The organism is Campylobacter sp. CNRCH_2014_0184h (genome assembly GCF_025772985.1).
Lineage (GTDB): Bacteria > Campylobacterota > Campylobacteria > Campylobacterales > Campylobacteraceae > Campylobacter_D.
Map to the genome: position 1 here is coordinate 129,544 of NZ_JAKMTB010000004.1, position 13,901 is coordinate 143,444.

17 protein-coding genes are annotated in these 13,901 nt (G+C 30.6%); 12 read left to right on the forward strand and 5 right to left on the reverse strand.

Going from position 1 to position 13,901, the window contains the following annotated elements; translation table 11 throughout:
- Positions 1-127 precede the first annotated feature (127 nt).
- Together L8X36_RS05485 and L8X36_RS05490 are read right to left on the reverse strand one after the other, a co-directional pair.
- The gene (locus L8X36_RS05485) at positions 128-709 is read right to left on the reverse strand and encodes a zeta toxin family protein (RefSeq protein WP_263682922.1); all 582 of its coding nucleotides are present in this window, start codon (positions 707-709) and stop codon (positions 128-130) included.
- 128 nt (positions 710-837) lie between these two features.
- Positions 838-2,079: a multidrug effflux MFS transporter gene (locus L8X36_RS05490; protein ID WP_263682924.1), complete on the reverse strand. Its 1,242-nt coding sequence runs from the start codon at positions 2,077-2,079 to the stop codon at positions 838-840.
- A 123-nt stretch (positions 2,080-2,202) separates the two neighbouring features.
- Between L8X36_RS05490 and L8X36_RS05495 the strand changes: the two genes are divergently transcribed.
- From L8X36_RS05495 to L8X36_RS05550, 12 genes are read left to right on the forward strand one after another with little or no spacing between them, the layout of a single operon-like run.
- Positions 2,203-2,472, forward strand: coding sequence for a NifU family protein (locus tag L8X36_RS05495; protein ID WP_041570315.1), 270 nt, complete (start codon positions 2,203-2,205; stop codon positions 2,470-2,472).
- Positions 2,459-2,998, forward strand: a complete 540-nt coding sequence (locus L8X36_RS05500) for a histidine kinase (protein ID WP_263663742.1) — start codon at positions 2,459-2,461, stop codon at positions 2,996-2,998. Before L8X36_RS05495 ends, L8X36_RS05500 begins: the two co-directional genes overlap by 14 nt.
- Positions 2,982-4,265, forward strand: a complete 1,284-nt coding sequence (locus L8X36_RS05505) for a UDP-N-acetylmuramoyl-L-alanyl-D-glutamate--2,6-diaminopimelate ligase (RefSeq protein ID WP_263682926.1) — start codon at positions 2,982-2,984, stop codon at positions 4,263-4,265. The genes L8X36_RS05500 and L8X36_RS05505 overlap by 17 nt, the downstream gene beginning before the upstream one ends.
- The gene (locus L8X36_RS05510; RefSeq protein ID WP_039667857.1) at positions 4,266-4,571 is read left to right on the forward strand and encodes a YbaB/EbfC family nucleoid-associated protein; all 306 of its coding nucleotides are present in this window, start codon (positions 4,266-4,268) and stop codon (positions 4,569-4,571) included.
- Positions 4,568-5,647 carry a PDZ domain-containing protein gene (locus L8X36_RS05515; protein ID WP_263682928.1) on the forward strand — a complete coding sequence of 360 codons (1,080 nt, stop codon included), beginning with the start codon at positions 4,568-4,570 and terminating at the stop codon, positions 5,645-5,647. The genes L8X36_RS05510 and L8X36_RS05515 overlap by 4 nt, the downstream gene beginning before the upstream one ends.
- Positions 5,647-6,492, forward strand: a complete 846-nt coding sequence (locus L8X36_RS05520) for a polyprenyl synthetase family protein (RefSeq protein WP_263682959.1) — start codon at positions 5,647-5,649, stop codon at positions 6,490-6,492. Before L8X36_RS05515 ends, L8X36_RS05520 begins: the two co-directional genes overlap by 1 nt.
- A 3-nt stretch (positions 6,493-6,495) precedes the next feature.
- A complete protein-coding gene (gene tkt / locus L8X36_RS05525) occupies positions 6,496-8,400 on the forward strand; it encodes a transketolase (protein WP_263682930.1) in 1,905 nt (634 codons plus the stop codon).
- Between the two features lies 1 nt (position 8,401).
- Positions 8,402-9,502 (forward strand): MlaE family lipid ABC transporter permease subunit, encoded by a 1,101-nt coding sequence (locus tag L8X36_RS05530; protein ID WP_412175674.1) that lies wholly within the window; start codon positions 8,402-8,404, stop codon positions 9,500-9,502.
- The gene (locus L8X36_RS05535) at positions 9,499-10,221 is read left to right on the forward strand and encodes an ABC transporter ATP-binding protein (protein WP_263682934.1); all 723 of its coding nucleotides are present in this window, start codon (positions 9,499-9,501) and stop codon (positions 10,219-10,221) included. The genes L8X36_RS05530 and L8X36_RS05535 overlap by 4 nt, the downstream gene beginning before the upstream one ends.
- Positions 10,221-11,048: an MlaD family protein gene (locus L8X36_RS05540; protein ID WP_263682935.1), complete on the forward strand. Its 828-nt coding sequence runs from the start codon at positions 10,221-10,223 to the stop codon at positions 11,046-11,048. The genes L8X36_RS05535 and L8X36_RS05540 overlap by 1 nt, the downstream gene beginning before the upstream one ends.
- Position 11,049: 1 nt before the next feature.
- Positions 11,050-11,643, forward strand: coding sequence for a hypothetical protein (locus L8X36_RS05545; RefSeq protein WP_263682937.1), 594 nt, complete (start codon positions 11,050-11,052; stop codon positions 11,641-11,643).
- 43 nt (positions 11,644-11,686) lie between these two features.
- Complete coding sequence (locus L8X36_RS05550) at positions 11,687-12,208, forward strand: flagellar FLiS export co-chaperone (protein WP_263682939.1); 522 nt, start codon at positions 11,687-11,689, stop codon at positions 12,206-12,208.
- A gap of 31 nt (positions 12,209-12,239) precedes the next feature.
- On the opposite strand, the gene L8X36_RS05555 is transcribed toward L8X36_RS05550, so the two are convergent.
- From L8X36_RS05555 to ung, 3 genes are all read right to left on the reverse strand, one after another.
- Complete coding sequence (locus L8X36_RS05555; protein WP_263682940.1) at positions 12,240-12,779, reverse strand: superoxide dismutase family protein; 540 nt, start codon at positions 12,777-12,779, stop codon at positions 12,240-12,242.
- A 126-nt stretch (positions 12,780-12,905) separates the two neighbouring features.
- On the reverse strand, positions 12,906-13,163 hold the full coding sequence (locus tag L8X36_RS05560; protein ID WP_263682942.1) for a zf-TFIIB domain-containing protein: 258 nt from the start codon (positions 13,161-13,163) through the stop codon (positions 12,906-12,908).
- Positions 13,164-13,211: 48 nt separating this feature from the next.
- Positions 13,212-13,901 (reverse strand): uracil-DNA glycosylase, encoded by a 690-nt coding sequence (ung, locus tag L8X36_RS05565; protein WP_263682943.1) that lies wholly within the window; start codon positions 13,899-13,901, stop codon positions 13,212-13,214.

The following is a 13,901-nucleotide window of genomic DNA, read 5'->3' on the forward strand; positions in this document are numbered from 1 at the left end:
CAAGGTTATCAAGGTAGCCTTGTAATACTTGATGACCTTGAAGCCTTCAATCTATTGCTAACTCACTTCTTTCTTGCCTTAAGGAGTGAGTAGCATGATTTGCATATCGACAAGTTAAAATAAAAATTTATAAACTTTGATTTTTAAAATTTATCATTAATGGTTCTAGCCATTTGGTAGTTTCAAATACTTCTAGCTTATTGTTTTTAAATTCTAAGAGTTTTTTATAATTTTGGGTATTATCAAAAATAGTAATGTGATTACAAAATTTAGCAATGGTGTTAAAATTTTGTAAAGATTCATAGTATCTTTTTTCTATAAGTTCTTCTTTTATATCATGTCCACCTTTAGCAACGCGAATTTTAACTCTTTGTTTTGCTGTGCTTGGAGAGTCTAGTCCGATGTAGCAAAGATTTATAGTATAGGAATTTTTCTGTAGTTTTTTGAATAAAGATAAAATGCTAGTGCCACAAAGTGTGGTTTCTTGGTTAAAGTCATAAGCTTTTTTGATATAGTTTTCACGCATTTTAATGGCTATCCTTGAAGCTCTAAATTGATCTTCTTGATTTTTCCAATCCCCAAAGCTACTTACGATTTCATCGATGTTGATTCTAAGTCCAAAGTCTTTGTTTTTTTCAAGTTCATTATAATACAAGGTAGTTTTTCCAGATCCATTAACACCTGCAAAAATAGTAGCTATTTTTTTCATTAATAAAGCCTTTATTGATTGATGAGAAATTTTAACATAAATTGTTTATAAGTGTTTTGAAAATAAATATAAAGTTTTTTGAAAAAGGTTCGATATAGTCAGTGAATCTTTTCAAAAATATTGCTTAATTAAGCGTGAGAAATCACGCTTAACTTCTTTTTGATTTTACTTAACTTTCTTTTATTAATCAAACTCAGATAAGAAATCAAAGATAAAAATGCACAAGTTCCTAAAATAAGCGATAAAAATATAGGTGTATTAGCATTTAAAAGACTTACTAAAAATGCCATTATTCCCGCCATAGCAAATTGCGCTGCCCCTAAGAGTGCTGAAGCACTACCTGCATTTTGTTTTGATCTTGCCATAGCTAAAGTGGTGGTATTTGGCAGGATAAAACCCAAACTTGCTATGATAAAACACAAAGGAATTTCAAAAGTCCAAAAACCTAGATCAAAAGTTGCCCCTAAAATGAGTAAAAAGGTTAAAAAAGTAATCATCATAAGCGCTCTTGGCAAAACATAATAAGGCGAGAGTTTAAGAACTATCCTTGCGTTTATATTAGCACATACAACAAAACTTAAAGCATGAGCTCCAAAAAGGGCTGCGTATTGTTGAGGGCTGAGTTCAAAAACACGCGTAAAAACAAAAGATGAGCCGGTTAAATAAGCAAAAAATCCTGCAAAGATTAAATTCCCACAAAGCAAATACACCACAAAACGACGATCTTTTAAGATTTTTTTGTAACTTTTTGCAACTTCTTTGTGATTAAATTTTTTACCTTGGGTGTTGAGGTTGCTTTCTTTTAGAGCAAGAATAACAAGTAAAAATAAAATAAAACCTAAGATAAATAATGTCAAAAATATACTACGCCAAGAAAAAAACTCAAGCAAAATCCCACCAAAAGTAGGGGAAAGCATAGGTGCTAAAGAAGTAAAAACCATCATCAAAGCATAAACTCCTGCTGCTTCTTTAAGCTCAAAAACATCATTTACTATAGCTCTTGCTACAACTACACCCACACAACCTCCCAAAGCTTCAAAAAAACGCAAAGCTATAAAAGCATGAATGGAATCAACTAAAACACAAGCAATGCTTGAAGAAATAAAAAGAAAAAGTCCTATATATAAAGGTTTTTTTCTGCCATATACATCACTTAATGGCCCATAAAAAAGCTGACCCAAAGAAAAGGCTATAAAAAAACTTGCAAGAGAAAGTTGAGTATAAAAAGAATTGGTTTGAAAACTTTTTTCTACCTCATTTAAAGCAGGTAAATACATATCAGTTGAAAGTGGTGCTATGGCAGATAAAAAGCCTAGTATGAAAATGAGTTTGAGTTTTTCAAAACCTTTTATTTGAGTGCGTTTTTGCATACAAAATCCTAAAATATTTTTGCCATTGTATAGCAAAAAGTCTAAAATAAACAATAATTTACATTTTTTAAAGGCAAATAAGATAAAATTAAATTAAAAAACAATCAAGGAAAAGTTATGAATATGCCTTTTAGTGATGAGGAATTAATCGAACCTGTAAAAGCAAGTTTGGCTAAAACTATGCATATTTTAGAAAATGATGGTGGTGGACTTGATTTTTTAGGGGTTAAAAATGGCGTGGTTTATGTGAAATTAACCGGAGCTTGTCATGGTTGTCCTTCAAGCGGAACGACTTTGAAATATGGTTTAGAAAAACAGCTTAAAATCGACATACACCCAGATATAACTATAGTAAATTTAGCAGGCGGGGAAAGCGAATTTGCAAAATTATAAAAAAATAGCCATAGAATGCTTTTATAAAAAAGATTTTAAAAACGCTAAGATGTATTTTTCTCTTGCTTATGAAAAGCGTAAAAATAAAAGACTTTTAACTTTTATTAATATTTGCGATTTGGCGTTAAAAAGCCCTGAAGAAGCCTTTGTGTTTTTTGAGTTTTTTATGCAAAATTATAAAAATACTAAAGTAGATAAAGATATTGAAAAACTCATTAGTCTTAGTCAAAGTGTGCAGTATGAAGAAGAAAGTGAAGACTTTGAGGGGTTGAGTTATCAAGATTTTTTACTTAGCGAAGCAAAAGTTGGGTTTAAACAAGCTTTGGAAAATGTTATAATATCGAATAAACTTATCATTAATGATAAAGAAGATTTTGTGGATTTTTTAGAAAAACTTTTAGAGCATGGTTATAAAGATATGCTTGTAGCTTATATGGAAGATGTTTCGGTGCATTTTTATTCTAATTATAGATTTATCAAGCTTAGTGAGAAAATCAAGGAATTAAATTATGATAGTAAAGATTGAAAATACTTTCATTTGTGATAATTCTAATGAATGCGAAAAAGATTGTTTTTTCTTAAAAACTGCTCAAAATGAAAAATTTATCCATCAAGCTTTAGAAAAACAAGCAAAAATTATAAATATAGCTGAGTGTAAGAAACTTTTAAATATAGATGAAAATATAAAAATCATAGGCATTACAGGCACAAATGGCAAGACAACTACTGCAGGGGCTATTTACTCTATCTTGCTTGATTTAGGTTATAAATGTGCCTTGATGGGAACTAGGGGTAGTTTTATAAATGATAAAAATATCTCTCCAAAAGGCTTAACCACTGCTCCTATTTTGCAAACTTTAGAGCTTTTATCTTTAGCAAGTAAGGAAAAATGTGAATTTTTAATTATGGAAGTAAGCTCACATGCTTTGGTACAAAACCGCATTGAAGGGCTTGAGTTTAAGGCTAAAATTTTTACTAATATCACTCAAGATCATTTAGATTTTCATGGAAGCTTTCAAAACTATCAAGCGGCAAAAGAAAGTTTTTTTACCGATGAGTGTATGAAATTTATTAATAAAGACGCAAAAGCTATAAATTTTAATGTCAAAGGTGCTTTTACTTATGGAGTAGAAAATCCAAGTTATTATCATATCAAAGCTTATGCTTTAAAAAATGGCATTGAAGCTGTGGTAAATTTTGGCAAAGAAACTTTTATGATTGATTCTTCTTTGGTAGGGCTTTTTAATCTTTATAATCTTTTGGCTGCAAGTGCTTGTGTGAATGAACTTGTCAAGCCAAATTTAAAAGAACTTGAAAAGGCCATTAGTAATTTTGGTGGCATTGAGGGTAGAATGCAAGTAGTTGCAAAAGATGTGATTGTAGATTTTGCTCATACGCCTGATGGCATAGAAAAAGTTTTAGATGCTTTAAAATATCGTGATTTGATTGTGGTTTTTGGAGCAGGGGGAGATAGGGATAAAACTAAGCGTCCATTAATGGCTAAAATTGCCAAACATTATGCCAAAAAACTCATCATCACAAGTGATAATCCACGCTCAGAAGAGCCTATGGATATCATTAATGATATTTTAAGTGGTATAGAAAAAGATGAGAGCGTTTTTATAGAATGCGATAGAAAAGAAGCGATAAAAAAAGCATTAGAGCTTAAAACGAAAAATGATTTTGTAGTGATTTTGGGTAAGGGCGATGAAACTTATCAAGAGATTAAAGGAGTAAAATATCCTTTTAATGATAAAGAAGTGGTATTAGAGATATTAAAAGAAGGAAAATAAATGTTTGAAAATATGGATTTTTCTAAAATGGGTGAGCTTTTAACTAAGGCTCAAGAAAAAGCAAATGAATTAGAGCAAGAAGCTTTAAAAAAAGAATTTAGCGCAAAAAGTGGCGGTGGTTTAGTAAAAGTTAGTGCTAATGGAAAAGGTGAAATCATCGATATAAATATTGATGATTCTTTACTTGAAGATAAAGAATCTATGCAAATTTTATTAATTGCAGCGATTAATGATGTGATGAAAATGGTAGAACAAAATAAAAAATCAATGGCTAGTAATTTATTTAGCGGAATGGGAATGCTATGAGAATTTTACTTTGTATTTTGGGTATAACTGGTGTACTTTTTGCTGTGCCAAGACCGACTTTTAATGATTTTTTGGGTTGTTATGAAAAAAATAAAGCTAGTATGTTAATTTATGAAGGCTTACCTGCTTTTGCTTTAAATGAAAACACCCTAGCAGTAGTTAAAACTAAAAATGCAAAATTAAACAGCTATACTAAATATGATCCTTATTTAAATTTATATTTAGTAAAAACTGATTTTAGTTTAATCCCAGCGCCTATGGGAAATGAAGAAGAATTAACACGCAATAGCTGGGTGGGAATTTTAGATAATAATCAAAGCTATATAGGACATTTAAAGTATTTTGGACAAAGTTTAACAGAGCGTGATCAACTTGATTTTACTTCTAAAATCGGAGAGCTTAACTCACCATGTTGTAAAATGCTTGGTATAAGCTTAGAAGATGGCAAACTTATAGGTAATCGCTATCTAAAACACTTTGCAAAATATCCTGATGTTTATTGGGGTGATATAGGTGTGGATTTTGATATGCGTGATGGCAAAATTTATGTTAAAAATGTACGTAAAAATGGACAATTTTTACTTAATGATGAGCTTGTGAGTGTAGATGGACAAGTTTATGATGATATAAGAAAATTAAATGAGAAAATTTTATTTGCTGATCGTGGTGCAACTTTGTATTTTAATATGCTAAGGGATAATAAAGATGTCAATATTTCTACGACAGTTTTTGATAAAGATTTGGGTATATTTGCTAAACCTAAAAAAGTAGTTCAAGCTAAGCCAACTTCTTTTTATAGCAATCTAGGATTGCGCGTAGATATGAAAATGAATATTACAGAGGTAACTCCAAATTCTAAAGCGCAAATGGCTGGATTTTTAAAAGGGGATAAAATTTTAAGAATTAATAATCAAAAAATCAACAATTTCAATGAGCTTCAAACCATATTAACTCAAGCTAATACTTTTGATGTTTTAGTTTCAAGACAAGCAAGCAATATCCCTTCAGCGAAAAATAATGATTTTGAGCATTTTAATAAAGGATACTTTGACTTTTTTATAAGGCTAAATAAGTGATTTTAGAAAAATTCAAACAGCATTTAGAGCAAAATTTTCCAAAAACTCAAAGCTTTCATCCATTTTTCAATGAGGCTTTAAAATGGATGTTAGAAGCTGGTGGGAAGCATTTTAGAGCCCAACTGCTTTTAGGGATAGTGAATGCTAAAAATCCTGCTTTGTTTGAAAAGGCTTTAAATGCGGCTTTGGCTTTGGAATTTATCCACACTTACTCTTTAATACATGATGATTTGCCTGCTATGGATAATGCCTCTTTGCGCAGAGGAAAGCAAACTTTACATAAAAAATATGATGAAACCACAGCTATTTTAGTGGGCGATGCTTTAAATACTCAAGCTTTTTTGCTACTTTCCAAACTTGATTTAAAAGAAAATGTTAGATTAAAACTCATAGAAACTTTAGCTTTTAATGCAGGGCTTGGTGGTATGATTATCGGTCAGGCGATTGATTGTTATTTTGAAGATATACCTTTAAATTTAGAGCAAGTTGAGTTTTTGCATATTCATAAAACTGCAAGATTGATTGCAGCAGCTTTAAAAATGGGCTGTGAAATTTGTGAGTTAGATGAAAAAGAATGTGAGCAAATTTATGAAATAGGGCTTTTGATAGGATTAGTTTTTCAAATCAAAGATGACATTATCGATGCGACTTTAGATGCCCAAGAAGCAGGAAAGCCAACCCATAATGATTTGCATAAAAATTCTTTTGTAAAACTTTTGGGTTTAGAAGGTGCTAAAAAGGCAAAAGATGATAAAATAGCTTTATGCGAAGAAAAAATGAAAAATTTAGATTCTAAGCTTGCTAATGAGCTTCAAATTTTGATTGATAAATATTTAAAAGGTTAAACAATGTTACAAAAACAAGCCAACACTATAAGATTTTTATGTGCAGATATGATACAAAAGGCAAATTCAGGCCATCCAGGTGCACCTATGGGCTTAGCAGATATTATGAGTGTTTTAAGTACTCATTTAGTACATAATCCAAAAGATCCTACATGGCTAAACCGCGATAGATTAGTTTTTTCAGGCGGTCATGCTAGTGCTTTACTTTATAGCTTTTTACATTTGAGTGGTTATGATGTAAGTTTAGAAGATTTAAAAAACTTCCGTCAATTACACTCTAAAACCCCGGGCCATCCTGAAATTTTTACCCCAGGTGTTGAAATTGCTACAGGACCTTTAGGACAAGGCATTGCAAATGCGGTTGGTTTTGCTATGGCAGCTAAAAAAGCAAGTTTGCTTTTGGGCGAGGATATTATCAATCACAAAGTATATTGTTTGTGTGGTGATGGGGATTTACAAGAAGGAATTTCTTATGAGGCTTGTTCTTTAGCAGGACTTCATAAACTTGATAATTTAATCATCATTTATGATAGTAATAATATTTCAATCGAAGGTGATGTGGCTATTGCCTTTAATGAAAATGTAAAAGAGCGTTTTAGAGCGCAAAATTTTGAAGTACTTGAGATAGATGGGCATGATTTTGAGCAAATTGATTTAGCATTAAAAACAGCTAAAGAAAGTAAAAAACCTTGTTTAATTATCGCTCATACTACCATAGCTAAAGGAGCTTTGGAGCTTGAAGGAAGTCATCATTCTCACGGAGCGCCTTTGGGTGAAGAGCTTATTAAAAAAGCAAAAGAGGCTTTAGGTTTTGATCCACAAAAAACTTTTGAAATTCCAGAAGAAGTTAAAATTCGCTTTAATGCCGCAATAGAGCTTGGAGATTTAGCACAAGCTAAGTGGAATCAAAAAGTGCAAAATTTAAATGCAGAAAAACAAGCATTGCTAAAAGAGCTTTTAGAGCCTGATTTTTCAAAAATACAATTTCCTGATTTTAAAGGAAAAGATCTAGCTACTAGAGATAGCAATGGTATGATTTTAAATGCTATTGCTAAAGCTTTACCGGGATTTTTAGGTGGTAGTGCAGATTTAGGTCCATCAAATAAAACTGAACTAAAAGATATGGGGGATTTTCCAAATGGAAAAAATATCCACTATGGTATAAGAGAGCATGCAATGGCTGCTATATCAAATGCTTTTGCTAGATATGGTTTGTTTTTGCCTTATTGTGCTACCTTTTTTATATTTAGCGAGTATTTAAAACCTGCTGCAAGAATAGCAGCTTTGATGAGAGTTAAACATTTTTTCATTTTTACTCATGATAGTATAGGGGTTGGCGAAGATGGCCCAACGCACCAACCTATAGAACAACTTAGCACTTTTAGAGCTATGCCAAATTCATTGACATTTAGAGTAGCTGATGGGGTTGAAAATGTCAAAGCATGGCAGATTGCACTTAAAACTAATATGCCAAGTGTTTTTGTTTTATCGCGTCAAAAATTAAGCGCTTTAAGTGAGCCTGTTTTTGGAGATGTGGAAAATGGGGCTTATTTATTAGAAGAAAACGCAAATGCGCAATTTACACTTTTAGCAAGTGGTAGTGAAGTATCATTGTGTTTAAAAGTAGCTAAGATTTTAAAAGAAAAAGGTGTGATTGCTAATGTAGTTTCTATGCCTTGTTATGAGTTATTCATCGCTCAAGAAAAATCTTATAAAGAAAGAATTTTACAAGGTAAGGTTATAGGCGTGGAAGCTGCAAATTCAAATGAACTTTATAGAATTTGTGATGAGCTTTATGGTATAGAAAGTTTTGGTGAGAGTGGTAAAGATAAAGATGTATTTGAGCATTTTGGATTTAGTGAGGAAAAATTAAGCTCATATGTTTTAAGTTTATGTAATGAAAAATAAAATCATCAAAGATGTTAAAAATCAAGAATGCATTTTTAGCGTCTTTGGTATATGGGATAAAACTAGCGTAGGAAAATTAGAAAAATTAGATTTTCCTACTCAAAAAAATATTATTTTTGATTTTACAAATTTAGATTTTATAGATACTGCTGGGATTAGGTATTTTCTAGCTTTAGAAAATGAACTTAAGCAAAAAGGTTTTGAGTTTAGTAGAGTAAATCTTAAAAGTGAGCATGCTAAGCTTTTTGAACTTTGTCAAAAACACTATAAAAGTTTTCATAATACTCATGAAAATAAAAAAACAATCAAAGATTTTTTTGAAAATTTAGGAAAAAAGGTTATTGAATCTTTTACACTTTTGGTGCAGTTTTTAAATTTCATAGGGCTTATCATTTATACTTGTTTTAAAACACTTTTAAACCCTAAAAAACTTCGCTTTAAGGCATTTTTATATCATGTAGAAAATAGTGCTATTAATGCTTTGCCTATTATTATGCTAACCTCATTACTTGTGGGTGTGGTGCTTGCTTATCAAGCTGCGTATCAACTTGCACAATTTGGAGCTAATATTTACATTGTCGATTTAATGGGAATTTCTGCTACTAGAGAGCTTGCACCGTTAATTAGTGCTATTGTTATAGCTGGTAGGAGTGCAAGTTCTTATACAGCTCAAATTGGAGTGATGAAGCTCACTGATGAAATTGATGCGATGAAAACTATGGGTTTTAAAGAAAGTGAATTTATCATTTTACCTAGAGTTTTAGCCTTAGCACTTGCTATGCCTTTAGTGGTAATAGTGGCGGATATTTTAAGCATTATAGGTGGAATTGTAGTTGCTTGGTTTAGTTTAGAAATTAGTGCAAGTGAGTTTATGAGTCGTTTTAAAGAAGCAGTGGAGCTTAAACATATCATCATAGGGCTTATAAAGGCACCTATTTTTGGATTTTTGATTGCTTCTATTGCTTGTTTTAGAGGATTTTTTGTGCAAAAAACCACTGAAAGTATAGGTGTTTATACGACAAAAAGTGTTGTAAATGCTATTTTTTGGGTGATAGCTTTTGATGCGATTTTTTCTGTATTTTTAACAAAGGCTGGATTTTGATTATAAAGGCAAAAAATATCAGCACTTATTTTGGAAGTAAATGTGTGCATGAAGATATTAGTTTTGAAGTGCAAGATAATGAAATTTTTGGTATTTTAGGTGGTAGTGGTAGTGGTAAATCTGTGCTTTTAAGACAAATGTTAATGCTTGAGCATTTTGATAAGGGTGAATATGAAATTTTAGGCAAGAGATTAAAAAATATAAGCGATGAAGATGCTTTATTTTTGCAAAAACAATGGGGTGTTGTTTTTCAATATGGAGCATTATTTAGCTTTTTTAATATACTTGAAAACATTAGCATACCTTTAGTTGAATATACAAAGCTTAATAAAAATGATATCAAAGAAATAGCCATGATGAAGCTTAAGATGGTGGGGCTTGATGAGAGTGTAGCTAAGCTTTATCCAAGTGAATTAAGTGGGGGTATGAAAAAAAGAGTGGCCATAGCTAGAGCTTTGGCGCTTGATTCTAAATTGCTTTTTTTAGATGAGCCAACTTCGGGGCTTGATCCTTATAGTTCGAGAGAATTTGATGAGTTGCTTTTGAGTTTAAAACAAAGCTTTAAATTATGTGTGATTTTAATTACTCATGATAAAGAAAGTATGAAAAATGTATTAAATCGCTTTTTGATTATAGAGAATAAAAAAGTTGGTTTTTTGGGAAATGTTGAGGCTTTGCAAGAGCAAAATCCAAGACTTTATGAGAGGTTTATGCAATAATGGAAAATAAAGCAAATTATATTTTGATCGGAATTTTTGTTTGTGTGTTATTTTTTATCAGTTTGTTTTTTATAGTGTGGTATGGAAATTTAAAAGATGAAAAATCTTTTAAATATTATGAAATTTATATGGAAGAATCAGTTGCAGGGCTTAGTGTCAAAGCTCCGGTTAAATTTTTAGGAGTGGATGTTGGAAGTGTTGAAAATATTAGCATAGATAGTTCAAGTAATCAACTAAGAGTTAAAATCTTAGTCAAGCTTGATTCTGATTTAGCGGTTAAAACAGATACTTATGCAAGCTTACAAATTCAAGGTATAACAGGATTTAAGTTTATTCAGCTTGCAGGAGGTAGCGAGGAAGCTAGTGTTTTAAAAGCAGATGGTGATGTATATCCTATTATAAAATCAAAAGAAAGTTTTTTTGCAAGCATAGATAAACAAACTTCAAATTTATTAGAATTAATTACCAGTTCAAAAATAAAACTAGAAAGTCTCTTAAGTGATAAAAATTTAAAAAACATAGAGCGTATTTTACAAAATACATCTGAGTTTTCTGCGTATTTAAATACTAAAACACCAGTATTTTTGGAAAATTTAAATAAAACAAGCTCTAAACTTGGTAAAAGTTCAGATGATTTTTCAAATTTTTTAAATAATGCTAATGGCCAACTTAATGAGCTTAATAAAAGTAGAATGCTTTTAAATGAAAATCTAGATATTTTAAGAGTTTTGTTTTTAGATTTTACACAATTATTAAAAAATTTAAAGCAAAATCCTTCAGATGTGATTTATAAAGATAAAGTTATTCAATATGCTCCAGGAGAATAAAATGAAATTTTTATATATTAGTTTAATAGCTATTTTTTTCAGTGCTTGTTCTTTGATTAGTCCAAATCAAACTTTGCCTGCAAATAAATATTTTAGCATTAATTTAGAAAAGCTAGAGCAAAGTCAAAATAAAGTAAAAAATTCTACCATCATGGTTTCTTTACCTAAGGGCTTATCTTATACTAATGAAATTTTTTATAAAAAAAATCATATTGTTAATGCTTATGTTTATCATTTTTGGAAAGAAAATCCTGCTTTGATGATTAAAACTTTTTTGGAATTTCATTTGCAAGATTTAGGAGTATTTAAAGCGGTTTTAAATCAAGATAGTCTAGCTAGTGCTGATTATGTTTTAGAAAGTAAAGTAGATATTTTAGAGCAAGATTTTAGTGATGAGGTGCATTCTAAAATAAAATTAGGCATTAATTTAAATTTGGTGCAAATAAACACTAAAAAACTTATAGCAAGTAAGTATTTTTACTACGAAAAAGAATTAAATGATAATAATCCCCAAAATTTAATCCAAAACTACGATGAGGTTTTTTTACTTTTTGCTAAAGATTTTAGAGTTTGGATAGATCAAAATTTGGAATAAAAAATGCTTTCCTTAGTTATAGCAATAACAAGGAAGGTGTATTATGAGAGATGAATTAGAAATCTTACAAAAGCATTTAGGACAAGTAGGTTTAAATATAGATGGTGCAAATTTAAAGCATCAAACACAAAAATTTAGCGAAGATATTACCGATGCAAATGATTTTGTTGGTGCTTTGCAAATTTTAGATTCTTCGTTGAAAAAAATTTCAAAACTTTTAGAAGATAAAAATTATGAAGATGTGCAAGATAAAGTATTAATCGCAAGTGAAAGTTTAAAAATAGTAGATAATTGCTCGTTTTTAGGAAATGCTTTATTTGATAATAATTATAATGTAAATGTAGGCTCAAAGACTTTTGCTTTTGAAATTTACAACCCTTTAAAAATTTTAGAAACTAGTGATTATGAGGGTATGAAAGCTTATATAATAGATAAAAGAGAAGAAATAGCTTCTATGCTTAGCGAGCTTGCAGTGGCTATTGCTACTTATAGTCCTAGTCAAAGTTTTGGCGGATCAAGCTATGATTTTATGAATGATTTAGATTTTACTAAGCTTTTTAAATAATACTAAAGGCAAAAAGCCTTTAGTATGTGTTTTATTTAATAACTCCACAAGCCATTCTAGCGCCACCACCGCCAAGTGCTGCAGGATGATCGCTATGATTATCTCCTCCAAAATGTATCATTAAAGAGTGATTTTTAAGCTCATTAAGAGTTTTGATTTTTGGTGCTAATACAGGATTAATTGCTTTGCCATCTTTTTCTACATAAAGTGGTGGTAAATCACCTCTGTGGCCTTTATCATCCCATGGGCTTGAGTGTGCGTCAGTTTTTTCAGGATCCCAGTGACCACCAGCTTTCATACCTAAACCCTTATCAGTTGCTCCACAATCAGCGTTTGCATGAACATGAAAACCATGAATTCCACTTTCTAAACCTTGAAGATTTGGGTAAAACGCTACTCCATAAGGAGTTTGTACTGCTACTACTTCACCTGCGTTTTTGTTGGCATTTTTATCAAGAATTTCCATTTTGATAACTAAATGATCTTTTTGTGCTTTTGGATCAAAATTTTCCAAATTTGCCCCAATTAAAAAACTTGATGCTAGTAAAGATCCTAGAATTATTTTTCTCATTTTCTCTCCTTTTGTTAAAAATTATTTTATTGTAGCATATATTATTAATAAAAAGTATTTTTTGATAAATAAAAATAATATAGAAGTAAAAATGATGGTTTAAGTAAAACTTTTAAGCCTTTTGGCTTAAAAGTCAAATAATTCTCCAAGCCAACTTTCTTTTTTCTTGTATTTATAACCATTGTTATGATGATAGTTTGCTTGTTGGTTATAGTTTTGTTGATGAGATTGTTGTGGCGCGCTTTGAGATGTACTTCTTTCTATGATTTTATCAAGTTCACCACGATCAAGCCAAACACCACGGCATTTTGGACAATAATCAATCTCAACTCCATTTCTTTCACTCATTAATAAAGCTGTATTTGCACAAACTGGGCAATTCATATTTATCCTTTATAAAAATTTTCCTAAAGTATATAGGTTTAAAGTAAATTATGAGTTTAAGTCCCAATCAATAGGACTTTTGCCAAGTTTTAATAAAATTTCATTACTTTTTGAAAAATGTTTGCACCCTAAAAAAGCATTCCTTGCTAAAGGTGAAGGATGTGCTGCTTCTAGGATAAAGTGTTTTTGAGGGTTGATTAAAACTTTTTTATTTTTAGCATAATTTCCCCAAAGCAAAAACACTAATCCCTCTTTTTCATCGCTAAGTTTTGATATAACTGCATCGGTAAATTTTTGCCAGCCAAAATGTGCGTGTGAAGCAGGTTTGTTTGCTTCTACACTTAAGATAGAGTTTAAAAGTAAAATTCCTTGTTTAGCCCATTTGCTAAGATCTCCATGCCTTGCTATAGGAATGTTTAAATCATCTTGTAATTCTTTGTAGATATTAAGTAAAGATGGAGGAATTCTAACTCCTATTGGCACACTAAAGCTTAAACCCATAGCTTGATTTGGGTTGTGATAAGGATCTTGTCCTAAAAGTATGATTTTTAAATCCTGCAAAGGGGCTAGGTTAAATGCATTAAAGATTAAATTTGCTGGTGGATATATAGTTTTTCCTTCGCTTAAGGCATTGATATAATGAGTTTTTATCTCTAAAAAATAAGGTTTTAAAAACTCATCTTTTAAGAATTCTTTCCAAGTTTGTTCTATTTTTATTTTTTCTAAACAAATATCCAT

Bases quoted from the DNA above. Each gene is read 5' to 3' on its own strand.
- L8X36_RS05485 (WP_263682922.1), bottom strand. From the start codon at position 709: ATGAAAAAAATAGCTACTATTTTTGCAGGTGTTAATGGATCTGGAAAA.
- L8X36_RS05540 (WP_263682935.1), top strand. From the start codon at position 10,221: ATGGAAAATAAAGCAAATTATATTTTGATCGGAATTTTTGTTTGTGTG.
- L8X36_RS05515 (WP_263682928.1), top strand. From the start codon at position 4,568: ATGAGAATTTTACTTTGTATTTTGGGTATAACTGGTGTACTTTTTGCT.
- L8X36_RS05495 (WP_041570315.1), top strand. From the start codon at position 2,203: ATGCCTTTTAGTGATGAGGAATTAATCGAACCTGTAAAAGCAAGTTTG.
- L8X36_RS05560 (WP_263682942.1), bottom strand. From the start codon at position 13,163: ATGAATTGCCCAGTTTGTGCAAATACAGCTTTATTAATGAGTGAAAGA.
- L8X36_RS05545 (WP_263682937.1), top strand. From the start codon at position 11,050: ATGAAATTTTTATATATTAGTTTAATAGCTATTTTTTTCAGTGCTTGT.
- L8X36_RS05490 (WP_263682924.1), bottom strand. From the start codon at position 2,079: ATGCAAAAACGCACTCAAATAAAAGGTTTTGAAAAACTCAAACTCATT.
- L8X36_RS05510 (WP_039667857.1), top strand. From the start codon at position 4,266: ATGTTTGAAAATATGGATTTTTCTAAAATGGGTGAGCTTTTAACTAAG.
- tkt (WP_263682930.1), top strand. From the start codon at position 6,496: ATGTTACAAAAACAAGCCAACACTATAAGATTTTTATGTGCAGATATG.
- ung (WP_263682943.1), bottom strand. From the start codon at position 13,901: ATGGATATTTGTTTAGAAAAAATAAAAATAGAACAAACTTGGAAAGAA.
- L8X36_RS05505 (WP_263682926.1), top strand. From the start codon at position 2,982: ATGATAGTAAAGATTGAAAATACTTTCATTTGTGATAATTCTAATGAA.
- L8X36_RS05555 (WP_263682940.1), bottom strand. From the start codon at position 12,779: ATGAGAAAAATAATTCTAGGATCTTTACTAGCATCAAGTTTTTTAATT.
- L8X36_RS05550 (WP_263682939.1), top strand. From the start codon at position 11,687: ATGAGAGATGAATTAGAAATCTTACAAAAGCATTTAGGACAAGTAGGT.